Genomic DNA, 22029 nt, shown 5'->3' on the forward strand with positions numbered 1-22029 from the left:
ACCCCTAACTCTTCACCAGGTAGGAGAAGACGCTCTCGAGCGACTCGTCGGTGGGCGAGACCTCGAAGAGCCGGATGCCGGCGTCGCGGGCGACGCGTGGCAGCAATTCGGTGAACCGCAGGAACGACACCGCCTCGACGCTCAGTACGCCGTCGTCGAGCTGGACGCCGGCGGTGGAGCCGTCGGCGATGAGCGCGGAGGCGAGCCCGCGGTCGTCGGAGGAGCGGATGACGTACTGGTGCGGCCGGTCGATCATCAGCCGGCGGATCTCGCGGAAGTCGCCTGACGCGGCATGCCGGCCGGCGACCATCACCTCGATCTGCTGAGCCACCTGCTCGACCTCTTCGAGGATGTGCGAGCTGAACAGCACCGTGCGACCCTCGGCGCCCATCTGCCGCAGCAGTTCCATGAGGTGCAGCCGCTGCCGCGGGTCCATGCCGTTGAACGGCTCGTCCAGCAGCAGCACGGCTGGGTCGTGCACGAGCGCGGAGGCCATCTTGACCCGCTGCTTCATGCCCTTGGAGTACTCGCCGACCTTGCGGTTCTGGGCGAACTCCATCTCGACGGTGGCCAGCGCCCGCTTGGCGGCGGCGCCGGGGTCGGCCAGGCCGTGCAGCTCCGCGTTGGCCAGCACGAACTGCCAGCCGGTGAGGAAGTCGTAGGCGGCCTCGCGCTCGGGCACCAGCCCGATGGCGCGGTAGACGTCGGGGTTCTTCCAGACGGTCGTACCGTCGAGCGTGACCGACCCGGCCGACGGCGCCAGGAACCCGGCCAGCATGCCGATCAGCGTCGACTTGCCGGCACCGTTGGGGCCGAGCAGGCCGGTGATGCCCGGCCCGATGGTCATGGTGACGTCGTTGACGGCGACGACGTTGCCGTACCAGCGCGAGACGGTGTCGACGGACAGCACCGAGGGGCTCATGAGACGGAGGCCTTCCGGTAGCGCAGGTTCAGCAGGGCCCAGCAGGCGCCGATGACGGCGAACGTCACCAGCACGAACACGACGCCACCCGTGGCGCCCGGCGGCTGTGCGACGGCCGACGACGACGCGTCGAGCACCCAGGTCTGGAACCCGTCGACCAGCGAGATGGGCGACAGCAGCCCCAGGTAGCCGGCGAGGTCCGGGTTCTCGACCTCGTACCGGATGACCCCCTGCATGACGCTGACCGCGGGGAAGCTGAGCGCGAAGATGGTGATGATGGCCGCGACGCCGAGTCCGCGCCGCGCGGTCAACGACGCGACGACCAGCGCGATCCCGGCGAAGACGACGGCGAACACCACGGCCCCGACCAGCGCCAGCAGCAGGTCACCTGTCTCGCGCCCGGCGGGCAGTTCGGCCAGCAGCGCGCCGACGTACATGATCAGCAGCGGGGCGGTGAGCAGCAGGAACAATGCCGTCGCCAGCCCCGCGTACTTCGCCAGCACATAGTCGGAGCGCTCCAGGGGCCGGGAGAAGTACAGCGGCACGGTCTTGAACCGCAGGTCGCGCGAGAGGGATGCGGGCGCCTGCGCGGCCACGAAGATCGTCAGGATGCCCTGCGTCACGACGGCGTAGCGCGAGTACGGCAGCACCAGCTCGGTCGTGACGCCGGACGCGACGTTCGCGATGACCGCGATGACGAACGCCGGAATGCACATGACGCCGAGCAGCAGCATCGGCAGCACCTTCGCCCGGGCCGACCGGCCGAGGCCGTAGGCGCCGCGCAGGCTGTGGGCGTACAGCGCCCGGGCCACCTGGCCGCGGCCCAGCCGGGGTCCGTCGTACTTGCGGTAGCCGATGTCGTGGATGACGCCGGTCGGAGAATCGGTCATCGGGCCGCTCCTGCCTGGTCTTCTCCGAAGATCTCGGCGATGTGGTGCCGGCGCTGCTCCAGCCGGATCAGCCCGACGCCGTGGGCGGCGACGGCATCGCGCACCGCGTCGTAGATCTCGTCGTCGTCCAGCGAGAGCACCAGCTGCGCGCCGTCGCGCTTCACCGTCAGGCCGGCCGATGTGAGCGTGGCGGCGACGGCGTCGGCCTCGGCCGACACCTCGACGACCAGGAACTGGCTGGTGCGGGTGAACTCCGATGTCGACGACGACCGCAGCAGCGTGCCCGCGTCGATGACCACCACGTGGTCGGAGATCCGCTCCAGCTCGCCGAGAAGGTGCGACGTCACCAGCACGGTGATGCCGAACTCGGCCCAGATGCGCCGGATCAGCAGGAGCATCTCGTCGCGGCCGACCGGGTCGAGACCGTTGGTGGGCTCGTCCAGCATGACGATCTCGGGGTCGTGCACCAGCGCCTGAGCCAGTTTGACCCGTTGCTTCATGCCGGTGGAGTAGCCGCCGATGGGGCGGTACCGCTCCTCGTAGAGGCCGACGTGGCGCAGGGTGTCGGCGGTGCGCTCGCGGGCGGCGTTGGCCGGCAGCCCAGACATACGGGCCATGTGCACGACGAACTCGGTGGCCGACACGTCCGCCGGCAGGCAGTCGTGCTCGGGCATGTAGCCGACCCGCTCGCGGATGCGTGGGCCCTCCTTGGTGACGTCGAGGCCGAAGACGCTGGCCCGTCCCGACGTCGCCGGCGACAGCCCGAGCAGGATCTTGATCAGCGTCGACTTGCCCGCGCCGTTGGCGCCGACCAGGCCGACGACGCCCGGCTCGACCTCGATGCTCAGCCGGTCGAGCGCGGTGGTCGCCGGGAACCGTTTCGTCAGTTCCTCGGTCTGGATGACAGGCACGGATCGACGCTACAGCCGAGGTGTGGCATCGCGCGTCGGGCGGTGGTACGACACGCGACATCGTCCCAGAGCACGAGCCTCCCCGAGCCGCCGGCGCGGGGCGACCCTGAGATCGTCCTCAGGGTCCGCCGTCAGAGCCGGTCGGCGGCCTTGCGGGCGGCGATCTGGACCGGGTCCCAGACCGACGAGAACGGCGGCGCATAGGCGAGATCGGTCATGGCCAGCTCACCGACCGTCAGCTCCGTCCAGAGTGCCATGGCGCACACGTCGATGCGCTTGGCCGAGTCGTCGCGGCCGACGATCTGCGCGCCGAGCAGCCGGCCGGTCGGGCGCTCCGCGACCATCTTGACGGTGATCGGCTCGGCGCCCGGGAGGTAGCCGGAGCGCGTGGTCGACTCGATGGTGACCGCGACGTGGTCGAGGCCGGCCTCGACGGCGTCGCCCTCGGTCAGGCCGGTGCGGGCCAGCTCTAGGTCGCAGACCTTCGTCAGCGCGGTGCCGACGACGCCCGGGAACCGGGCCGCGCCGCCGCCGAGGTTCGTCCCCAGCACTCTGCCCTGCTTGTTCGCGTGCGTCCCCAGCGGCACGTGCACCCAGTCGCGCCGGACCCGGTCCCACGTCTCGACGCAGTCGCCGGCCGCCCAGACGCCGTCGGCGACCCGCTGGGTGTCGTCGGTGCGCAGCCCGCCGGAGGGGCCCAGCGGCAGACCCGCGGCCCGGGCGAGGTCGGTGGCCGGCCGCACGCCGGTCCCGAGCACGACGATGTCGGCCGGGAACGTCCCGACGTCGGTGACGACGGCCGCGACGCCCCCGCCGGGCGCGGTCTCGAACGCCGTCACGGCTGCGGAGGTGACGACGTCGATGCCCATGCGTTCCATGGCGGCGTGCACCTGGGTGCCGAGGTCGGGGTCGAGGGTGTTCATCGGTTCCGGGCCGCGGTCGACGACGGTGACGGACAGGCCGCGGCGGACGAGCGCCTCGGCCATCTCCAGGCCGATGTACCCGGCGCCGACGACGACCGCGCAGCGCACCTCGCCGCCGAGGTGGGCGATGACCGCGCCACCGTCGTCGAGCGTCTGCACGCCGTAGACCCCCGCCGCGTCGGCACCGGGGACGTCCGGCCGCGCGGGCGCCGCGCCGGTGGCGACCACCAGCTGGTCGTAGCCGAACCGCTCGCGCCGGCCGGCCGCGTGGTCGACGACCTCGACCCAGCCGGCCTCGGTGTCGATGGCGACCGCCTCGGTGAGCAGGCGGACGTCGATGCCATTGGCGCGGTGCTCCTCGGGCGTGCGGGCGACCAGCGCGCCCGGCGAGGCGACGTCGCCGCCGATCCAGTACGGGATGCCGCACGCGGAGTAGGACGTCCAGTGCCCGCGGTCGACGGCGATGACGTCGAGGTCGCGGCCGGCCGCCTTCGCCGTCCGCAGTGCCTGCGAGGCGGCGCTCATACCGGCGGCGTCCGCCCCGATCACCAGCACACGGTCAGCCATCGGCACCTCCGGGGACGACGTGCCGGCGGATCCAGGCGTGCATGGCGATGGCCGCCGCGGCGCCGGCGTTGATGGAACGGGTGGACCCGAACTGCGCGATCGACAGGACGGCGGTGACGTGCTCGCGCGCGGACTCGGACAGGCCGGGCCCCTCCTGGCCGAACAGCAGGACGCAGGCGCGCGGCAGGTCGTAGGTCTCCAGCGCGACGGCACCGGGCAGGTTGTCGATGCCGATCACCGGCAGGTCCTCGGCGCGTGCCCAGGACGCGAGCGCGGCGAGGTCGGCGTGGTGCCGGATGTGCTGGTAGCGGTCGGTGACCATGGCGCCGCGGCGGTTCCAGCGGCGCCGTCCGACGATGTGCACCTCGGCGGCGAGGAACGCGTTCGCCGTCCGGACCACCGAGCCGATGTTGAAGTCGTGCTGCCAGTTCTCGATGGCGACGTGGAACGGGTGCCGGCGCCGGTCGAGGTCGGCGACTATGGCCTCGTTGCTCCAGTAGCGGTAGGCGTCGACGACGTTGCGGCGGTCGCCGTGCTCCAGCAGTTCGTGGTCGTACCGCGGGTCGTCGGGCCAGGGACCCGGCCACGGCCCGACGCCCGGCTGATCCGCCTCGGGATCCGCGCCGAGGGCCGCCTGGTCACTCACGGGACCCACCGTAGTTCGTGCCGGCGCCGGGCCGCCCGCCTGGCGGGTGACCCGGCGCCGGCACGGGGTGTGTCAGCCCTGCGCCTTGAGCTTCTCCAGGGCGGCGGCGGCCAGCGCGTCCAGGTCGAACGTCGTCGACTCCGGGTTGCCGGCGACGTAGACGCCGCGGTCGCCGTCGATCATGTAGATGACCCGGGTCGGGACGGCGGGCATGGCCGCAGATTCCGTGACGGTCTCGACCGCGACGACCTCGTCGGCGTCGACCTCCGGCGCCTCGACGGTGGAGGTGCGGACCGTCATGTCGAGGGGCTGGCCGGCGGCCTCGCCGCTGATGGTGATCTCGCCGCAGCGGTCGTAGTACTCCTGCACGCTGGCGACGTCGTCGGCGCTGGCGTTGGTGTAGACGGCGTTGACCAGCACGTCGGTGCCCGAGGTCGCCGTCATGCCGGCCGCCTCGGCGCCGTCCTTCTGCAGCGGGTTGGCGTCGTAGGCCTGGCAGTCGGCCGGCTCGTAGGTGACGCCCTCGAGCAGCTGCGCCATGCTTTCGCCGGCGCTGCTCAGCTGGGCGACATCGAACGCGGACACCGTCGCGCCCTCGGGGAGGTCCTCGGCCGCCAGCAGCGCGGCCTGCAGGCCGGTGGCGCCGGCCTCGCCGCCCTCCTCCTCGGCGGCGGCGTCGCCGGTGGCGTCGTCCCCGGGGGTCTCGGCGGCCGCGGTCTCCTCGCTGGAGGTGGTCGCGTCGTCGCCCGACTCGTCGTCACCCCCGCACGCGGCGAGGAACAGGGTGGCGGCCACCAGCGCTGAAATTCCGAGCTTTCGCATGGTTCGTCTGATTCCTTGACTGAGGGGTGTGCATAGGACATCCCCCGACATGGACAGTCGTGCGCCTTGTCAACGACACGCGCACATGCCTCACGGCAGGGGAACGGCGGCAAATCTACCGACCTGCGAGCGCCCGCGTGGGCGGTGTGGGAGATTCGCGCCAGACGGACGATGCAGCGGATCGACCGGGCCGGTACGTCTGAGGGATATGGGCGTGGACTTCCACGAATACGTGGTCACCCGGCGGCAGCCGCTGCTGCGTCTCGCGTACCTGCTGACCGGCGACGCGCACCTCGCCGAGGACGTCGTCCAGACGGCGCTGCTGCGGGCGTTCCGGCAGTGGCGACGGGTGAGCCGGGCCGACCAGCCTGACGCCTACGTGCGCCGCATGGTCGTCAACGTCTACATCGACGGCAAGCGGCGGCGCAGCTCCACCGAGGCGCCGACGGCGCCGGCCGATCTGCCCGCACCGGCGCAGCACGACCACACCGACGCGCAGGCCGAGCGGTCGGTCATGTGGACCGCGCTGGCAGGACTGCCGCGGGTGCAGCGTGCGGTGCTGGTGCTGCGGTTCTACGAGGACCTCGACGACGCCCGCATCGCCGAAGTGCTGGGCAGCACGCCCTCGACGGTCCGGTCGAACGCGTCCCGGGCCCTGGCGACGCTGCGGAAGGAGCGGACCCGTGTCTGACCTCGACCTCGAGACCGCCCTGCGCGCCACCCTGGCCGACCACGCCGGCTGGGCACCAGCGGGAGACGAGCTCGCCGACACCGTCACCCGCACCGGCCTCGCCCGCCGGAAGCGGCGCCGTGTCGCGGCCGCGGCGGCGGCGCTCGTTGCCGGCGTGGTGGCGGGCCTGGCCGGATCCGGGTACGTCCCCTTCGCCGGAGAGCCGGAGCCCGCCGCGACTCAACCGGCCGAGGACCTCGTCGCCACGCTCGATCCGGATCTGGCCACTTGCTGGGGCAACGGCCCGGGATTCGACCCCGCCCTGCTGACCGAGCGCCCGCTGGTCGATCCCGCCAGCGCACTTGGAACGGCCGTACGCACCGGCCCGCCGCCCCCGGCCACGCCGGCGATCGTCGCGGGCGCCACCCTCGTCGAGCAGACCGGATCGACGGCCTACGTGCTGATCTGGCTGACGGACACGGACGAGGCCCGCAGCCTCTTCGACACCGACGTCCTGGGCGCCCGGTACGAGCAGGCGCCGGATGGAGCGTGGTCTTCCCAGGGCGGCGGCGCTTGTTACCCGCAGCGAACTCCTGACGACGGTCTGGTTCTCGCGGAATGGTGGCTGCGCACCACGCCGGGGCCGGACGCCACCTCGGTCACCATCCAGGTCCAGGAGGAGGGTTGCTCCGGGGGCATGTCGCCCGCGGACCGGCTGGCCGAAGCGATCGTGGAGTATCGCGCCGACGCCGTCGTGATCACCGCGCGGATCGAGCCGCTGCCAGACGGCGCCTACACCTGCCAAGGCAGTCCGCCGGCACCGTTGACCGTCCAGCTCGACGAGCCGCTGGGAGACCGGCAGCTGCTGGACGGTAAATGGGTGCCTGCTCGGCCCCCGACGGTGTGGCCGTGACTTAGAGGCCGAGGTCGGCCTGCGAGTAGGCGGCGCGGTACTCCAGACCGGCGGCCTCGATGCGCTCTCGGGAGCCGGTGTCGCGGTCGACGATCACGGCGACGGCGACCACCTCGGCACCGGCCTCGCGCAGTGCCTCGACAGCGGTCAGGACGCTGCCGCCGGTGGTGGAGGTGTCCTCGACGGCGAGCACGCGGCGGCCGGCGACGTCCGGGCCCTCGATGCGCCGGCGCAGGCCATGCTGCTTGGCGTCCTTGCGGACGACGAACGCGTCCAGCGGCTGCCCGGCGGCGTGGGCGGCGTGCAGCATGGACGTCGCGACGGGGTCGGCGCCCAGCGTGAGCCCGCCGACGGCGTCGAACCGCAGGTCGGCCGTCAGGTCGCGCATCACCTGCCCGACCAGCGGCGCGGCGGCGCCGTCGAGCGTGATGCGGCGCAGGTCGACGTAATAGTCGGCCTCCTTGCCCGATGACAGGACGACTCGGCCGTGCACGACGGCCTTCTCGACGATGTGGCGGCGCAGCTCATCCCAGGCACTCACGAGGCACGAGCGTACGGCAGGCTGGCAACGTGCAGCCCGGAGCCGTCGTCGTCGTGTCCGGCCCGCTCGGTCCCTGGGCCAGTGGGCCGCCGCCGCGCGAGCCGTCCACCGCCGTGCCGTACCCCGTCGTCGTCGCGGCGCCGGTCGCGGACCGCCGGCCGTACGCGGTCAGCTGGCTGGCCGACGCCGCGCGGCGGCTGCTCGCGGCCAGGCCCGCGTCGCCGCTGGTCCTCGTCGCGCATGGCACCGCCGGACCGCTGCTGCCGGCCCTGGCCCGCGCCCAGCGGGCGGCCGGCCGGCGGGTCGGCGGCTACGTGTTCGCCGACGCCACGCTGCCGCGGCCGGGGGCGCCGTCGCACCTGGATCTGCTGCGCGCCGCCGACGGCGCCACTGCCGACGCCGCGCACGACGCGCTGCACGCCGGCGGCGCCGGATGGCCGCCCGAGGCCGCGCACCCGGGCGACCACGACTTCTGGACCGAACGGTTGCCGCCGGCGCCGGACTGGCCCGACGCACCGTGCGCCTTCCTGCGCACCGGCGCCACAGTGCCGGGCATCGGCCCGGTGGACTTCTGGGCGCGCTCGGCGGCGGCCCGCGGCTGGCCGGTGCGGACGATGACCGACGACGAGGACGTGACGGCCGCGCTGGCCGAGGCGGTCGCCGCACTGCCCGGATGACCGACAGTCACGCAACCGCCTGACCACCGAAATCCGGCACCGCCGTCCGCTCGCGCGCGCTCGTCCGGGCGCTGGAATCCCGGTTGATCATGGGGAAGTCCCCCTTTCACTCGCCTCGAGAGGGGCTCTTTGCCATGATCAACATCACTGCGGCGCGCTGGGTCGGACCCCTCACGGCTCGGTCGGGATCACCGGCGGCCGGCCGGGTGCCGTTGCCCGAGCCCGAGCACCAGCCGACGCGGCAGCCGCGGCAGCACGGCGGCGGCGACCTTGTACACCGTCCCGGGCACGGACACGACTTTCCCGAGCCGCAGGTCCTTCAGCGCGGCGGCGACCACCGCGTCGGCGTCGAGCCACATCCACGAGGGCAGGCCGGACATGTTCATCTGGGCGCGGTCGTGGAACTCGGTGCGGACGAAGCCCGGCGCGAGCGCCATCACCTGGACGCCGGTCCCCCGCAGCTGCGGCGCCAGGCCCTCGCTGAACGCCGTCACCCACGCCTTCGCCGCGCTGTACGTGCTGCGCGGCACCGAGCCGGCCATCGAGCTGACGTTGACGACGGCGCCCCGTCCGCGCTCGACCATGCCGGGCAGCACGGCGTGCGTCAGCCGCAGCACCGCGCGGACCAGCACGTCGAGCAGGTACTCCTCGTCCGCGACGTCGTTGGTGAGAAACCGGGTCCGCAACGCGAAGCCGGCGTTGTTGACCAGCAGGTCGACCGGGCGCTCCACCGCGCGCAGCCGCTTCTCGACGACGTGGGTGTCGGTGGCGAGGTCGGCCGGCAGCACCTCGGTGGCCACGCCGTAGGCGCCGCGCAGCTCCGCGGCGACGGCCTGCAGCCGGGCCTCGTCGCGGGAGACGAGGACGACGTCGTGACCACGCGCCGCCAGCGCCCGCACGAAGGCCAGCCCGATGCCCGCGGTGGGTCCGGTGACGAGTGCCGTAGCCATAGGGCGACCCTACGCCGACGACCAGCATGCGAGACCCGGCCCCCGATTTCGATACATCGCGACGATCATGGTCACACTTCGGTCATCACGGTCGATAAGGTCATGATTCGTGAGCGATCTTTCTCATCCCGCAGTGGCCGACGCCACCCGCTATTTCGACACGTGGGTCGCGTTCCGGCAGCAGTACGACCGCGTCCCGGGCATCCAGGCGGCCGTCCTCCACGAGGACAAGCTGCTGCTTTCCAGCGCGCACGGGCTGGCCGACGTCGAGCATGGCGTCGCACTGACTCCGCAGCACCTGTTCCGGATCGCGTCGCACTCGAAGACGTTCACGGCCACCGCGGTGCTCCAGCTGGCCGAGCGCGAGCAGCTGCGGCTGGACGACCAGGCGGTCCACTGGTTGCCGTTCCTGCGCGGCACGCCGCTGGCCATGGTGACGGTGCGCGAGCTGCTCGGGCACGGCGGCGGCGTGGTCCGCGACAGCCGCGACGGCGACTTCTGGCAGCTGGCGCACGCGTTCCCCGACGAGGACCGGTTACGCGACATCCTGCTCGACGACGGCGCCGGCGTGCTCCCCGCGAACGAGCGGTTCAAGTACTCCAACATCGGCTACTCGATGCTCGGCATGATCGTCGCGGCGGTGTCTGGCATGCCGTACCACGCCTTCGTGCACGAGTACATCGTCGAGGCGCTGTCGCTGGAGAACACCGGCCCCGAGTACGACCCGGTCCGGGCCGGCGACTACGCCACCGGCTACACCGCGCTGTCCTACGCCGACCGGCGCATCCCGATCGATCACGTCGACACCGCCGCGATGGCCGCCGCCACCGGGTTCTTCAGCACCGCCGAGGACCTCGTGCACTACGTCGCGGCGCACTTCCACGGCGACACCCGGCTGGTGTCGGACGCGTCGAAGCGGCTCATGCAGCGGGCCGAGTGGAAGGTCGAGGGCCGTGGCGACGCGGAGTACGGCCTCGGGTTCGGCCGCTCGGTGATCGGCGACCGGCTGGTGTTCGGGCACGGCGGCGGCTACCCGGGCCACATCACCCGGACGTCGTTCGACCCGGCCGGGCGGCTGGCCGTCTCGGTGCTCACCAACGCTATCGACGGGCCCGCGCAGATGCTGGCCGACGGGCTGATCCGGCTGGTGAACCTCGCCCAGACCGCGAGCCCGCAGCTGGCGCCGTCACCGGCCGACCTGTCCCGGTTCACCGGGCGGTTCGCCAGCATGTGGCGGGTGTTCGACGTGGTCGACCTGGCCGGCCGACTTTACCTGCTGGACCCGACCGACCGGGATCCCACGGACGAGCCGATCCGGCTGGCCGTCGTCGACGACCACACGTTGCGCATCGCCGGCGGCACCGGCTACGCGCCCGTAGGCGAGACCATCCGCTACCACTTCGGCGTCGACGGCGTCGCATCGGTGCAGGCGTTCGCCATGACGGCACATCCGATCGACCGGGTGGCCCGGGCGGTGCGCACGCGCGACCGCGTCTCACCGGGCACGCCGCTGGTCACGAATGGTGCCGGCGACGCTCCCGCGAGATGAGCTCGCAGACGGCCCACAGCAGGGGCAGGGCAAGGACAACGAGGGTCGAGGTCATCTCACTCACCGGATTCAGAACCGCGAGCGCGGTTCGGTACGGGTCACGCCGTGGCTCCACTGGCCGGCCCACGCCGCGGCCGGGCACGGCCAGCTCTCTCCGCACTCGCGGCACGACGACGAGCGGTGCGGCATCCAACGCCGGCCCGGAACGTGGTCACGCAGCAACCGGGAGGCGTAGGCGTCCACCTCGTCAGGGCTCCAGTCGACGAGGCCGTACCCGTGGGCTCGGGCCGTGAAGCGGGCCATCTCTCCTCCGTCGTGCCGGGCCTCTCGAGGGCCCGTGCTCCGGGCTCGTCCACGCCCGTTCGGGGCGGGCTGCGGACCGGGGCCTGGCAACGCTTCGCCACGGCTCGGATCAGCCGAAACGCTGCGCCGTAGCCCTTGGCGAAGTATCGTGCATGATCTGAGCCACCCGCGGGAACAATTCGGCTGTCACGCCCCCCACTTGTGACGCCGCCCGCGACTTTGTGACATCGCCTGGAGATGCCGTGACAGACCATGATCCGGATTCCGCGGCCGCCTTTTTCGGTGGTGAGCTGGCGCGGGCGCGTCACCGTGCCGGTCTCACCCAAGAACAGTTGGCCGAAAAGCTGAACTACTCGCGCGGGGCCGTCGCTAATGTGGAAACTGCGCAGCGGCCTCCGCAGCGAGAGTTCGCGGAACGGTGCGATGAGATCCTGGGAACCGACGGCCTCCTCGTCCGTGCATGGAAGATGGTGAGCCGCGAGTCGGTACCCGCGAAGTATCGAGGGTTCATCGAGGAGGAAGAACGGGCAAAGTCGATCCATACGTACGAGCAGACATTTCCGCCCGGACTCCTGCAGACACAGGCGTATGCACGCGAGCTCCTGGCGGGCGTCAGGATGGCCTATGACAACCACGTCGACACGCAGGTCGAAGCTCGGATGCGGCGGCAAGAGATCCTTCGCCGCGATGATCCACCGAGGCTGCGAGCGGTGATCGACGAGGCCGCGCTCCGCCGGATGATCGGCGGGCCGGACGTCATGAGAGATCAACTTCAACACCTGCTCAAAATGGGCGAGATGCGGCATATCACCATTCAGGTGATGCCATTCGCTGCAGGTGCGCATGCCGCGCTGAACGGACAAATGACGATCTTCGACCGTCTGAACGGGCAGCCGGTGTTGTACTACGAGGGCCCCACAGGGGGTCACCTCATGACGGACAGCGGAGTCGTGGGCGATGCCGTGGACCGGATGGATGTGCTCCGGGCCCAGGCGTTGTCACCAGATGAATCGGCGGATCTGATCCGCCAAGTCATGGAGGAATTATGAGCGAGGTGTCGGAGCTGGCCGGCGCCGTGTGGCGCAAGTCCAGCTACAGCAACGGCGACGGCGGACAGTGCGTCGAGGTCACGCCGCTGCCGAAAGGTGGCATGGCCGTGCGCGACAGCAAGAATCCCAACGGTGGAATTCTCAAGTTCACCGCTGGCGAGTGGTCGGCATTCGTGATGGGCGCGAAGGCCGGCGAGTTCGACTGAGACCGATGGACCTCCGACCGCCCCCGCAGCCGACCGGCCGCGGGGGCGGTCTTACGATGCGGGCATGACCGCCGGACCCGCACCCGCCCGCGGGTCGGCCGGCCGGCTGCGGGTGACGTCCGTTGAGCCGCTGACCCCGGCGATGCTCCGGCTGACCGTCGAGGTCGAGCAGCCGCACCTGCCGCTGGACCCGTCCTGCCCGAACCAAGTGCTGCGGCTCTCACCCGTCGGCGCCGAGGCCGATGCCGGGGCGCTCAGCGGGGCGCGGCCGGCCAGCCGCACGTACACGATCCGCCGCGCCGACCCGGCGTCCGGGCTGATCGACCTCGACGTCGTCCTGCACGGCGACGGGTTGTTCGTCCGCTGGGCCCGGTCCGCCGCACCCGGCGATGCGCTCGATTTCACCGGGCCGCGGCCGCACGCGGTGCCGTCGCTCGCCGCCGATGCCGTGATCATGGCGGCCGACGAGACCGGCCTGCCGGCGCTGGCCGCCGTGGCCGAGGCCGCGCCCGCCGGGCTGCCGGTCCACGCCGTCATCGAGGTGGCCGACGCCGCCGAGGAGCAGCCGCTCGCGTCGTCTGCGGACCTGCGGGTCACCTGGCTGCACCGCGACGGCGCCCCGGCCGGGACGACCGGTGCGCTCGAGCGCGCGGTCCGGTCGCTCCCCTGGCCCGGCGGCGCCGTCGACGTGTGGGTGGCCGGTGAGGCGGGCGAGGTGCGCGCGATCCGCCGGTTCGCCTCGAACGAACGCGGCGTCGAACGCGACCGGCTGCACGCGTTCGGCTACTGGCGCCTCGGCCGGGCCGGCTCCCCCGGCTGAGCGGGGAGCCGGCCGGGCGGCGTCAGGCGGCGGGGCGGACGCTGAGCTTGTCGGCGCCCTCGTCGAGGTCGACGACGACGGTGTCGCCGTCGCGGACCTGGCCGGCCAGGATCTCCTTCGCCAGCTGGTCGCCGATAGCGGTCTGCACCAGCCGGCGCAGCGGCCGAGCGCCGTAGACCGGGTCGTATCCGGTCAGGGCCAGCCACTCCTTCGCGCCGTCGGTGACCCGGAGCACCAGGCGCCGGTCGGCCAGCCGCGCCGCCAGCTTCGTGACCTGCAGGTCGACGATGCGGGCGAGCTCGTCGGTGCCGAGCGGCTCGAACATCACGATGTCGTCGATGCGGTTGAGGAACTCCGGCTTGAACGACGCCCGCACGACCTCCATGACGGCGTCGCGCTTGGCCTTCTCGTCCAGCGCCGGGTCGGCGAGGAACACCGAGCCGAGGTTCGACGTCAGGATGAGGATGACGTTGCGGAAGTCGACCGTGCGGCCCTGGCCGTCGGTCATCCGGCCGTCGTCGAGCACCTGGAGCAGGATGTCGAAGACCTCTGGGTGCGCCTTCTCGACCTCGTCGAGCAGCACGACGGAGTACGGGCGGCGGCGGACCGCCTCGGTCAGCTGGCCGCCCTCCTCGTAGCCGACGTAGCCGGGCGGGGCGCCGACCAGCCGGGCGACGCTGTGCTTCTCGCTGTACTCGCTCATGTCGATGCGGACCATGGCGCGCTCGTCGTCGAAGAGGAACTCCGCGAGCGCCTTGGCCAGCTCGGTCTTGCCGACACCGGTCGGGCCGAGGAAGACGAACGAGCCGGTGGGCCGGTCGGGGTCGGAGATGCCGGCGCGGGACCGGCGGACGGCATCAGAGACGGCAGCCACCGCGGTCCGTTGCCCGACGACCCGGCTGCCCAGCTCGTCCTCCATGCGCAGCAGCTTCTCGGTCTCGCCTTCGAGCAGCCGGCCGGCCGGGATGCCGGTCCAGGCCGCCACGACGTCGGCGACGTCGTCGGGGCCGACCTCCTCCTTGACCAGGAGAGACTCAGCGGTCGCGGTCCGGGTTTCAGCCTCGCTGGCCGCGGCCAGCTCCTTCTCCAGTTCCGGGATGCGGCCGTACAGCAGCTCGCTGGCGCCGGCGAGGTCGCCCTCGCGCTGCGCGCGCTCGGCCTGGCCACGCAGCTCGTCGATCTGCTCCTTCAGCGCGCCGACGCGGTTGAGCCCGGCCTTCTCCTGCTCCCAGCGGGCCTCGAGCCCACGCAGCTCCTCCTCGCGGTCGGCCAGCTCGGCCCGCAGCGACGCGAGCCGCTCGCGCGAGGCGTCGTCGTGCTCCTTGTCGAGGGCCAGCTCCTCCATCTTGAGGCGGTCGACCTGGCGGCGCAGCGTGTCGATCTCGACCGGCGAGGAGTCGATCTCCATGCGCAGCCGGGACGCGGCCTCGTCGACGAGGTCGATGGCCTTGTCGGGCAGCTGGCGGCCGGTGATGTAACGGTGTGAGAGCGCGGCGGCGGCGACCAGCGCGGCGTCGGCGATCTGCACCTTGTGGTGCGCCTCGTACCGCTCGCGCAGGCCACGCAGGATCGCGACGGTGTCCTCGACGCTGGGCTCGCCGACGTACACCTGCTGGAACCGGCGCTCCAGGGCGGCGTCCTTCTCGATGCGCTCGCGGTACTCGTCGAGCGTCGTGGCGCCGACCATGCGCAGCTCGCCGCGGGCCAGCATCGGCTTGAGCATGTTGCCGGCGTCCATGGCGGAGTCGCCGGTGGCGCCCGCACCTACGACGGTGTGCAGCTCGTCGATGAACGTGACGACCTCGCCGTCGCTGGCCTTGATCTCGTCGAGGACGGCCTTCAGCCGCTCCTCGAACTCGCCGCGGTACTTCGCGCCGGCCAGCATGGCGCCCATGTCGAGCGCGACCAGCCGCTTGCCGCGCAGCGACTCGGGCACGTCGCCGGCCACGATGCGCTGGGCCAGGCCCTCGACGACGGCGGTCTTGCCGACGCCGGGCTCGCCGATGAGGACGGGGTTGTTCTTGGTGCGCCGCGACAGCACCTGGACGACGCGGCGGATCTCGGAGTCGCGCCCGATGACGGGGTCGATCTTGCCCTCGCGGGCGCGCTCGGTGAGGTCGACGCCGTACTTGTTCAGGGCGTCGTAGCTGCCTTCGGGGTCCGGGCTGGTGACCCGGGCCGAGCCCCGGACCTCGCCGAACGCCGCGCGCACCTTCTCAGCCGACACGCCGTGCTTGGACAGCAGGTCGCGCACCGGCGACGGCACGTGTGCCAACCCCACGACCAGGTGCTCGGTGGAGACGTACTGGTCGTCCATCTCGCGGGCGACCTCGCCGGCGTGCGACAGCACGGAGTACGTCGTGCGGGCGAGGTTCGGCGACGCGACGGTGGAGCCGGCGGCCTTCGGCAGCCCCTCGAACGCGGCGTCGACATCGCGCCGGACCGCCGCGAGGTCGGCGCCGGCCGCCTCGAGCAGCGGCCCGGTCAGCCCACCGGACTGGATGAGGAGTGCACGCAGCACGTGCACCGGCTCGACGGCCGGGTTCCCTGCGGTCGCGGCGCTGCGCACGGCGACGGACAGCGCCTCCTGGGCCTTGGTGGTGAGCTGGTCGGACATCGATCTCCCCGGATTCCCAGTGTGGTCGGTCTCTTGTCGGAGACAACCGCGACAGAGTTGAGCCTATTCCACTCAACTCTGCATGACGACCCAGATATCTGGAACGATATCGGTGATGCCTCGACCCCTCCCGGCAGCGCTGACCGCCGCCGCCCTCGCCATCGCCGCCCTGACCGGCTGCTCCGTGCTGGGCGACCGCTCGGTGCCCCGCTCGGACCTGGAGGGCGCGGTGCGGCAGCTGATGGAGGAGCAGTCCGGCCAGGAAGTCGAGTCCGTCAGCTGCGACGGCGACCTCGCCGGCGAGGTCGACGCGTCGGTGCACTGCACGGCGACGGTCGACGGCGAGCAGCTCGGCCTGACCGTCACCACCACCGACGTCGACGGCAACGACGTCCGGTACGAGGTGCGCAACGACACCGCGAGCCCGACGCCCACGCCGTCGCCCACTGAGCCCGCGACAACGGCGCCGACCACGGGCTGAGACCATCCGGTCAGCCGGCCTCTGTCAGTGTCCAGCCGGCGACGTTGGCCCGCACTGCGGCGGCGAAGACCGCGGCCGGGTCGCCGGCCCGCGGCGGCATGAACTCGCCCAGCTCGATCGAGACCAGCCCGTGCACGTTGGCCCACAGCGCGGTGGCGATCGACTCCGCCGGCGGCCGCTTCGGGAACGCGCCCGCGCGGACCGCCCGCCGGACCGCGTCGAGCAACGGATCGAACGTCCGCGCGCCGGACCGCGCCGCACGCCGCCCGACGTCGGACGGGCGCAGCTCGCCGCCGAACATGACGCGGTAGCCGTGCGGATCGGCGAGCGCGTTCTCGCGGTAGGCGTGGCCGAGACGGACGATGTCGGCGACCGGGTCGTCGCTGACCCCGACCGCCGCCAGCCGCTCGGCGAACCGGGCGAACACCCGCTCGTACAGCGCCGAGACCAGCCCGGACTTGCCTCCGAACAGCGAGTACACCGCCGCCGTCGACGTGCCGGCCTCGGCCGCCAGCGCGCGCAGGTTCAGCGCCGCGACGCCTTCGGACGACACCGTCGCAGCCGCCCGCTCGAGCAGCCGGTCGCGGAGCGCGTCGTCGTGCAGCCGAGGTCTACCCACTTGACGAGCATAACCTAACGTTGTTTCATAACAGCGTTAGGTTATTCGCGCGCTCAGCACATCGGAGAGGTGCCATCAATGCTCGAACTCAGCTCCGAGGCCACCCGGCTGGCCGGGGTGCTCCTGCTCGCCGCCGTCACCATCGAGTCCGGCGGCTGGTACCTCACCCGGATCGCCCGCGGCAAGGTGCCGGCCACCGACTTCCAGCGCTCGTTCGCCCGGGCGGGGCACGGTCACGCCGGCATGTTCGTCACGCTGGGGCTGATCACGGCGGTGCTCACCGACGCGACGTCGCTGGACGGGTTCGCGGCCTGGGTGGCGCGCAGCGGCGTGCCGATCGCCGCCATCGTCATGCCGGCCGGCTTCTTCCTCTCGTCGATCGGGCCCGGCCGCACGATGCCGAACCGGCTCATCTGGCTGGTGTGGATCGGCGCCGTGATCCTGGCCGCCGGCCTCGCCACTCTGGGCGTCGGCCTGCTGACGGCCTGACGCCCGGGTGGTCAGTCGCCGGTGACGTAGCGGGAGCGGTAGACCGCCAGCGCCGACGTGAACGCCGGCACCGGCAGGTAATCGGCGGGCTCGTGGACCGCGCCGGTGAGCAGCTCGAGCTGCTGGCGCAGCGCGTGCACCTCGGCCTCGAGCGCCAGGATCCGCTTGATGCCGACGAGGTTGACGCCGTCCTCCTGGGACAGCCGCTGCACCTCTCGCAGCAGCTCGACCTCGCGCAGCGAGTAGCGCCGGCCTCCGCCGGGGGTGCGCCGGGGGGACACCAGCCCGAGGCGGTCGTACTGCCGCAGCGTCTGCGGGTGCATGCCGGCCATCTCGGCCGCGACCGAGATGACGTACAGCGGCTCGTCGTCGCTGACCAGCCGGGCGGCGCCGGACATCGCCACGATGAACCGTCCTCCGGCCTCCATGGTCATCCCTCCTTCGCCGCCAGGCTCATCAGTTCGGCCCGGACGTCATCGCCCGACGTGGCCGTCTGGAACTCTTCGAGCGCCTGCTTCGCGTCGCCCTTGAGCGTCGGCGGCACCGTCACCTCGACGGTGACCAGCAGGTCGCCGCGGGTGCCGTCCTTACGGGGCGCGCCACGGCCGCGGACCCGGAAGGTGCGGCCGTTGGGCGTGCCCGGTGGCAGCTTCAGCGTCACCGCGCTGCCGCCCAGCGTAGGTACCTTGATGTCGGCGCCGAGCGCCGCCTCGGGGAACGTCACCGGGACGGTGAGGGTGAGGTGCTCGCCGCGGCGGCCGAACACCGGGTGCGACCCGACGTGGATGATCACGTACAGGTCGCCGGCCGGGCCGCCGCGCTCGCCCGGCACGCCCTTGCCGCGCAGCCGGATGCGCTGGCCGTCGACCACGCCGGCCGGGATGCGCACGTGCATGACCTTGCTCGTGGTGCCACGGCCGGAGCCGCTGCAGACCGGGCACGGGTCGTCGACCACCAGGCCGCGGCCCCGGCAATCCTTGCACGGCTCGGCCATGCCGAAACCGCCCGAGTCGGTGCTGGTGAACCCGGTGCCCGAACAGGTGGGGCAGACCCGAGGGACGGTGCCGGCCCGCGCACCGGTGCCCGCACAGGCCGAACAGGCCGACGAGCTGGTCAGCTTCAGCGGGATGGTCTTGCCTTCGACCGCCTCGCTGAACGAGACGGTCACCTCGCGCTCGACGTCGGCGCCCCGGCGCGCGCCGGTGCTCCGCGGCCGGTTGCGCTGGCCGAAGATGCCACCGAACACGTCGCCGAGACCGCCACCGCCGCTACCCGAGAACAGGTCGCCGAGGTCGAAGTTGAACGACCCGCCGCCCCCGCCGGCCGGCGTGCGGATGCCGCTGCCGAACAGCGTGCGCGCTTCGTCGTACTGCTTGCGCTTGGCGGGGTCGGACAGCACGGAGTACGCCTCGGAGACGTCCTTGAAGCGCTCCTCCGCGGCCTTGTCGTCCGTGTTGCGGTCGGGGTGGAGCTCGCGAGCAAGGGTGCGGTACGCCTTCTTGACCGTGGCCGCGTCGGCGTCCTTCGAGACGCCGAGGATCTTGTAGTAGTCCTTCTCGATCCAGTCCTTGGTGCTCACGGGCTCACCCCTCCTCTCCGTCTACGGAACGTCAGATCTGGTCGTCCTTATTCTCCGCCGAATCGTCCTCGCCGGGCGAGTCCGCGGGCGCCGCCGGCAGCGCCTCGGTGGGCTCGGCCACCGCGACCCGCGCGGGCCGGATGATCCGCTCGCCGATGCGGTACCCCGGCTGCAGGATCTGCGTGCAGGTGGGCACCTCGACGTCGTCGGCGTAGCCGTGCATCAACGCTTCGTGGATCATCGGGTCGAAGGCGTCGCCCGGCTCGCCGAAGCGGACCAGGCCGGCCTTCGCCGTCACCGACTCCAGCGCCTCGCCGACCGACCGGAACGCACCGGTGAGGTCGCCGTGGTCGCGGGCCCGGCCGATGTCGTCGAGCACGCCTAGCAGCTCCGCGAGCACCTCGGCCTTGGCCGCCTCGCGGTTGGCCTCGCGGTCGCGTTCGACCCGGCGGCGGTAGTTGACGTACTCGGCCTGCAGCCGCCGGAGGTCGTCGAGCCGCTCGGCCGCCTCGGCACGCGCGGCGGCCAGCTCCTCGCCGGCCGCCGCCACGCCGTCGGACGCGGGAGCCGCGGCCCCCGCGTCCGGGCCGGACGCGGTGCCGGCGTCGGCGGCCCGCGCCTCACCGGTCTCGGGATCGATGCGGCGCCGGTCGCGGATGACGGGCTTCAGCTCTTCGGGGTCGTCTCCCAGACCCTCGGGTCGCTGCGCATCGGTCACTTGGTGTCCTTCTCGTCGTCGACGATCTCGGCCTCGACGACGTCCTCCTCGGCGTTGTCGCTCGTGGCCGAGGACGCGCCGTCGCCGGCGGCACCCGTGTCGGCACCGGCCTGCGCGCCGTCGCCGTCGCCCGACGGAGCCTGAGCGCTGGCATAGATGGCCGCGCCGAGGGCCTGGAAGGCCGTCTGCAGGCGCTCGGTCGCGGACTTGATGGCCGCGTCGTCGTTGCCCTCGAGCGCCTTCTTGGCGTCGGCGAGGGCGGTGTCGACGTCGTCGCGGACCTCCTGGGAGAGCGTGCCGACCTTCTCGGTGTTGTCGGCCAGGAACTTCTCCGTCTGGTAGACCAGCGACTCGGCCTGGTTGCGGTTCTCGGCGGCCTCGCGGCGCTTGCGGTCCTCCTCGGCGTACTGCTCAGCCTCGCGGACCATGCGGTCGATGTCGTCCTTGGGCAGCGAGGACCCGCCGGTGATGGTCATGGACTGCTCGCGGCCGGTGCCGAGGTCCTTCGCGGACACGTGCACGATGCCGTTGGCGTCGATGTCGAACGTGACCTCGATCTGCGGGACGCCGCGCGGCGCCGGCGGCAGACCGGTGAGGTCGAACGTGCCGAGCTTCTTGTTGTAGGCCGCGATCTCCCGCTCGCCCTGGTAGACTTGAATGCCCACGGTCGGCTGGTTGTCGTCGGCCGTGGTGAAGATCTCGGAGCGCTTCGTCGGGATGGTCGTGTTGCGCTCGATCAGCTTCGTCATGACGCCACCCTTGGTCTCGATGCCGAGGGACAGCGGAGTGACGTCGAGCAGCAGGACGTCCTTGACCTCACCCTTGAGCACGCCGGCCTGCAGGCTGGCGCCGACGGCGACGACCTCGTCCGGGTTGACGCCCTTGTTGGGCTCCTTGCCGCCGGTGAGCTCCTTGACGAGGTCGACGACGGCGGGCATGCGGGTGGAGCCACCGACCAGGACCACGTGGTCGATCTGGTCGACGGAGATGCCGGCGTCGCGGATGACGTTCTGGAACGGCGCCTTGGTGCGGCCCAGCAGGTCGGTGGTCATCTGCTCGAACTGCGCGCGAGAGAGGGTCTCGTCGACGTGCACCGGGTTCTTCTCGGCGTCCTGCGCGATGTAGGGCAGCGAGATGGACGTCCGCGTGCTGGACGACAGCTCGATCTTCGCCCGCTCGGCGGCCTCGCGGACGCGCTGCATGGCGATCCTGTCCTTGGAGAGGTCGAGGCCGTGCGCGGACTTCACCTGGCCGATCAGCCAGTCGACGACCTTCTGGTCCCAGTCGTCGCCACCGAGGTGGTTGTCGCCGCTGGTGGCCTTGACCTCGACGACGCCCTCGCCGATCTCGAGCAGCGACACGTCGAACGTGCCGCCACCCAGGTCGAAGACGAGGATGGTCTGGTCGTGCTCGCCCTTGTCCAGCCCGTAGGCCAGCGCCGCGGCAGTCGGCTCGTTGACGATGCGCAGGACGTTGAGCCCGGCGATCTCGCCGGCCTCCTTGGTGGCCTGGCGCTGGGAGTCGTTGAAGTACGCCGGCGTGGTGATGACGGCGTCGGTGATGGTCTCGCCCAGGTACGCCTCGGCGTCGCGCTTCAGCTTCTGCAGGACGAACGCCGAGATCTGCTGTGGTGTGAAGGTCTTGTCGTCGATCTTCTGCGACCAGTCGGAGCCCATGTGGCGCTTGACCGAGCGGATGGTGCGATCGACGTTGGTGACGGCCTGGCGCTTGGCCACCTCACCGACCAGGACCTCGCCGTTCTTGGCGAAGGCCACCACGGACGGGGTGGTGCGCGACCCCTCGGCGTTGGCGATGACGGTGGGCTCGCCACCCTCCAGGACGGCGACGACGGAGTTCGTCGTGCCCAGGTCGATGCCGACGGCTCGTGCCATGGCAGTTACCTCCAGTGTTCGCTCAGCAGTGTTGAGTCAGTATGGCTCAACTATAACCTTGAGCCGACGTGGCTCAACTTCCGTATCTGGACAACGAGCGACCGGCTCTGAGGATTCCCTCAGATACTGCGCGTACGCTGACCCGCATGTTCCCGGAGTTCCAGGACGACGACGCACCCCGCCGCCCGGACCTGCGCAAGCAGATCACGGCCGCCGTGCTCATCCTCTGCCTGATCGCCGGCGTGGCGCCGTTCCTCGCCGCCCTGATCTTCTAG

The 22029-nt window shown here is 71.8% G+C and carries 25 protein-coding genes; 10 read left to right on the forward strand and 15 right to left on the reverse strand.

Annotated elements, in window-relative coordinates:
- Window positions 1–4: 4 nt before the first annotated feature.
- From E1262_RS19495 to E1262_RS19520, 6 genes are all read right to left on the reverse strand, one after another.
- On the reverse strand, window positions 5–922 hold the full coding sequence (locus E1262_RS19495; RefSeq protein WP_132104802.1) for an ABC transporter ATP-binding protein: 918 nt from the start codon (window positions 920–922) through the stop codon (window positions 5–7).
- Window positions 919–1812, reverse strand: coding sequence for an ABC-2 transporter permease (locus E1262_RS19500; RefSeq protein ID WP_132104803.1), 894 nt, complete (start codon window positions 1810–1812; stop codon window positions 919–921). The genes E1262_RS19495 and E1262_RS19500 overlap by 4 nt, the downstream gene beginning before the upstream one ends.
- Window positions 1809–2723: an ABC transporter ATP-binding protein gene (locus E1262_RS19505; protein ID WP_132104804.1), complete on the reverse strand. Its 915-nt coding sequence runs from the start codon at window positions 2721–2723 to the stop codon at window positions 1809–1811. Before E1262_RS19505 ends, E1262_RS19500 begins: the two co-directional genes overlap by 4 nt.
- Window positions 2724–2854: 131 nt before the next feature.
- Window positions 2855–4213, reverse strand: coding sequence for an FAD-dependent oxidoreductase (locus tag E1262_RS19510; protein ID WP_132104805.1), 1359 nt, complete (start codon window positions 4211–4213; stop codon window positions 2855–2857).
- Window positions 4206–4859, reverse strand: coding sequence for a TrmH family RNA methyltransferase (locus E1262_RS19515; protein ID WP_238992987.1), 654 nt, complete (start codon window positions 4857–4859; stop codon window positions 4206–4208). The genes E1262_RS19510 and E1262_RS19515 overlap by 8 nt, the downstream gene beginning before the upstream one ends.
- 72 nt (window positions 4860–4931) lie before the next feature.
- On the reverse strand, window positions 4932–5681 hold the full coding sequence (locus tag E1262_RS19520; RefSeq protein ID WP_132104807.1) for a DUF5642 family protein: 750 nt from the start codon (window positions 5679–5681) through the stop codon (window positions 4932–4934).
- A gap of 208 nt (window positions 5682–5889) precedes the next feature.
- On the opposite strand from E1262_RS19520, the gene E1262_RS19525 reads away from it, so the two are divergent.
- Together E1262_RS19525 and E1262_RS19530 are read left to right on the forward strand one after the other, a co-directional pair.
- Window positions 5890–6372 carry a SigE family RNA polymerase sigma factor gene (locus E1262_RS19525; RefSeq protein ID WP_420810546.1) on the forward strand — a complete coding sequence of 161 codons (483 nt, stop codon included), beginning with the start codon at window positions 5890–5892 and terminating at the stop codon, window positions 6370–6372.
- Entirely contained in the window at window positions 6365–7264 is a 900-nt protein-coding gene (locus E1262_RS19530) for a hypothetical protein (protein WP_132104809.1), read from the forward strand. Before E1262_RS19525 ends, E1262_RS19530 begins: the two co-directional genes overlap by 8 nt.
- A 1-nt stretch (window position 7265) precedes the next feature.
- Here the strand turns inward: E1262_RS19530 and pyrE are convergent, their stop codons facing one another.
- Complete coding sequence (gene pyrE / locus E1262_RS19535; RefSeq protein ID WP_132104810.1) at window positions 7266–7805, reverse strand: orotate phosphoribosyltransferase; 540 nt, start codon at window positions 7803–7805, stop codon at window positions 7266–7268.
- A gap of 29 nt (window positions 7806–7834) precedes the next feature.
- On the opposite strand from pyrE, the gene E1262_RS19540 reads away from it, so the two are divergent.
- Window positions 7835–8482 carry a hypothetical protein gene (locus tag E1262_RS19540; protein ID WP_132104811.1) on the forward strand — a complete coding sequence of 216 codons (648 nt, stop codon included), beginning with the start codon at window positions 7835–7837 and terminating at the stop codon, window positions 8480–8482.
- Window positions 8483–8670: 188 nt separating this feature from the next.
- On the opposite strand, the gene E1262_RS19545 is transcribed toward E1262_RS19540, so the two are convergent.
- The gene (locus E1262_RS19545) at window positions 8671–9432 is read right to left on the reverse strand and encodes an SDR family NAD(P)-dependent oxidoreductase (RefSeq protein WP_132104812.1); all 762 of its coding nucleotides are present in this window, start codon (window positions 9430–9432) and stop codon (window positions 8671–8673) included.
- Window positions 9433–9541: 109 nt separating this feature from the next.
- Between E1262_RS19545 and E1262_RS19550 the strand changes: the two genes are divergently transcribed.
- Window positions 9542–10981, forward strand: a complete 1440-nt coding sequence (locus E1262_RS19550) for a serine hydrolase domain-containing protein (RefSeq protein ID WP_132104813.1) — start codon at window positions 9542–9544, stop codon at window positions 10979–10981.
- Window positions 10982–11050: 69 nt separating this feature from the next.
- Here the strand turns inward: E1262_RS19550 and E1262_RS19555 are convergent, their stop codons facing one another.
- Window positions 11051–11284 carry a hypothetical protein gene (locus E1262_RS19555; protein WP_132104814.1) on the reverse strand — a complete coding sequence of 78 codons (234 nt, stop codon included), beginning with the start codon at window positions 11282–11284 and terminating at the stop codon, window positions 11051–11053.
- A gap of 242 nt (window positions 11285–11526) precedes the next feature.
- Here E1262_RS19555 and E1262_RS19560 point away from each other — a divergent pair, with 242 nt between their 5' ends.
- From E1262_RS19560 to E1262_RS19570, 3 genes are all read left to right on the forward strand, one after another.
- A complete protein-coding gene (locus E1262_RS19560) occupies window positions 11527–12333 on the forward strand; it encodes a helix-turn-helix domain-containing protein (RefSeq protein WP_158603025.1) in 807 nt (268 codons plus the stop codon).
- Window positions 12330–12539, forward strand: a complete 210-nt coding sequence (locus E1262_RS19565; RefSeq protein WP_132104815.1) for a DUF397 domain-containing protein — start codon at window positions 12330–12332, stop codon at window positions 12537–12539. Before E1262_RS19560 ends, E1262_RS19565 begins: the two co-directional genes overlap by 4 nt.
- A 64-nt stretch (window positions 12540–12603) precedes the next feature.
- Entirely contained in the window at window positions 12604–13359 is a 756-nt protein-coding gene (locus E1262_RS19570; protein WP_132104816.1) for a siderophore-interacting protein, read from the forward strand.
- A gap of 22 nt (window positions 13360–13381) precedes the next feature.
- Here E1262_RS19570 and clpB read toward each other — a convergent pair whose 3' ends face one another.
- Window positions 13382–15976, reverse strand: coding sequence for an ATP-dependent chaperone ClpB (gene clpB, locus E1262_RS19575; protein ID WP_132104817.1), 2595 nt, complete (start codon window positions 15974–15976; stop codon window positions 13382–13384).
- Between the two features lie 115 nt (window positions 15977–16091).
- Between clpB and E1262_RS19580 the strand changes: the two genes are divergently transcribed.
- Window positions 16092–16457 carry a DUF4333 domain-containing protein gene (locus E1262_RS19580; RefSeq protein ID WP_162606000.1) on the forward strand — a complete coding sequence of 122 codons (366 nt, stop codon included), beginning with the start codon at window positions 16092–16094 and terminating at the stop codon, window positions 16455–16457.
- Window positions 16458–16467: 10 nt separating this feature from the next.
- Here E1262_RS19580 and E1262_RS19585 read toward each other — a convergent pair whose 3' ends face one another.
- Entirely contained in the window at window positions 16468–17076 is a 609-nt protein-coding gene (locus E1262_RS19585) for a TetR/AcrR family transcriptional regulator (protein WP_132104819.1), read from the reverse strand.
- A gap of 78 nt (window positions 17077–17154) precedes the next feature.
- On the opposite strand from E1262_RS19585, the gene E1262_RS19590 reads away from it, so the two are divergent.
- Entirely contained in the window at window positions 17155–17565 is a 411-nt protein-coding gene (locus tag E1262_RS19590) for a hypothetical protein (protein WP_132104820.1), read from the forward strand.
- Window positions 17566–17576: 11 nt separating this feature from the next.
- Here E1262_RS19590 and E1262_RS19595 read toward each other — a convergent pair whose 3' ends face one another.
- The 4 genes from E1262_RS19595 to dnaK are packed head-to-tail and all read right to left on the reverse strand — an operon-like array spanning window position 17577 to window position 21754.
- Window positions 17577–17999 (reverse strand): heat shock protein transcriptional repressor HspR, encoded by a 423-nt coding sequence (locus E1262_RS19595; protein WP_132104821.1) that lies wholly within the window; start codon window positions 17997–17999, stop codon window positions 17577–17579.
- Window positions 17996–19144, reverse strand: coding sequence for a molecular chaperone DnaJ (dnaJ, locus tag E1262_RS19600; protein WP_132104822.1), 1149 nt, complete (start codon window positions 19142–19144; stop codon window positions 17996–17998). Before dnaJ ends, E1262_RS19595 begins: the two co-directional genes overlap by 4 nt.
- Before the next feature lie 31 nt (window positions 19145–19175).
- A complete protein-coding gene (gene grpE, locus E1262_RS19605) occupies window positions 19176–19862 on the reverse strand; it encodes a nucleotide exchange factor GrpE (protein WP_238992988.1) in 687 nt (228 codons plus the stop codon).
- The gene (dnaK, locus tag E1262_RS19610) at window positions 19859–21754 is read right to left on the reverse strand and encodes a molecular chaperone DnaK (RefSeq protein ID WP_132104823.1); all 1896 of its coding nucleotides are present in this window, start codon (window positions 21752–21754) and stop codon (window positions 19859–19861) included. The genes grpE and dnaK overlap by 4 nt, the downstream gene beginning before the upstream one ends.
- A gap of 146 nt (window positions 21755–21900) precedes the next feature.
- Here dnaK and E1262_RS31760 point away from each other — a divergent pair, with 146 nt between their 5' ends.
- Entirely contained in the window at window positions 21901–22029 is a 129-nt protein-coding gene (locus E1262_RS31760) for a hypothetical protein (RefSeq protein ID WP_275261789.1), read from the forward strand.

Origin of the sequence: Jiangella aurantiaca (assembly GCF_004349105.1) — a bacterium.
GTDB classification, from domain to species: domain Bacteria; phylum Actinomycetota; class Actinomycetes; order Jiangellales; family Jiangellaceae; genus Jiangella; species Jiangella aurantiaca.

Coding starts and splice junctions, on each gene's coding strand:
- E1262_RS19495 (WP_132104802.1), bottom strand. CDS start 922: ATGAGCCCCTCGGTGCTGTCCGTCGACACCGTCTCGCGCTGGTACGGC.
- E1262_RS19500 (WP_132104803.1), bottom strand. CDS start 1,812: ATGACCGATTCTCCGACCGGCGTCATCCACGACATCGGCTACCGCAAG.
- E1262_RS19510 (WP_132104805.1), bottom strand. CDS start 4,213: ATGGCTGACCGTGTGCTGGTGATCGGGGCGGACGCCGCCGGTATGAGC.
- E1262_RS19520 (WP_132104807.1), bottom strand. CDS start 5,681: ATGCGAAAGCTCGGAATTTCAGCGCTGGTGGCCGCCACCCTGTTCCTC.
- E1262_RS19525 (WP_420810546.1), top strand. CDS start 5,890: ATGGGCGTGGACTTCCACGAATACGTGGTCACCCGGCGGCAGCCGCTG.
- E1262_RS19545 (WP_132104812.1), bottom strand. CDS start 9,432: ATGGCTACGGCACTCGTCACCGGACCCACCGCGGGCATCGGGCTGGCC.
- E1262_RS19555 (WP_132104814.1), bottom strand. CDS start 11,284: ATGGCCCGCTTCACGGCCCGAGCCCACGGGTACGGCCTCGTCGACTGG.
- E1262_RS19565 (WP_132104815.1), top strand. CDS start 12,330: ATGAGCGAGGTGTCGGAGCTGGCCGGCGCCGTGTGGCGCAAGTCCAGC.
- E1262_RS19570 (WP_132104816.1), top strand. CDS start 12,604: ATGACCGCCGGACCCGCACCCGCCCGCGGGTCGGCCGGCCGGCTGCGG.
- clpB (WP_132104817.1), bottom strand. CDS start 15,976: ATGTCCGACCAGCTCACCACCAAGGCCCAGGAGGCGCTGTCCGTCGCC.
- E1262_RS19580 (WP_162606000.1), top strand. CDS start 16,092: ATGCCTCGACCCCTCCCGGCAGCGCTGACCGCCGCCGCCCTCGCCATC.
- E1262_RS19590 (WP_132104820.1), top strand. CDS start 17,155: ATGCTCGAACTCAGCTCCGAGGCCACCCGGCTGGCCGGGGTGCTCCTG.
- E1262_RS19595 (WP_132104821.1), bottom strand. CDS start 17,999: ATGACCATGGAGGCCGGAGGACGGTTCATCGTGGCGATGTCCGGCGCC.
- dnaK (WP_132104823.1), bottom strand. CDS start 21,754: ATGGCACGAGCCGTCGGCATCGACCTGGGCACGACGAACTCCGTCGTC.
- E1262_RS31760 (WP_275261789.1), top strand. CDS start 21,901: ATGTTCCCGGAGTTCCAGGACGACGACGCACCCCGCCGCCCGGACCTG.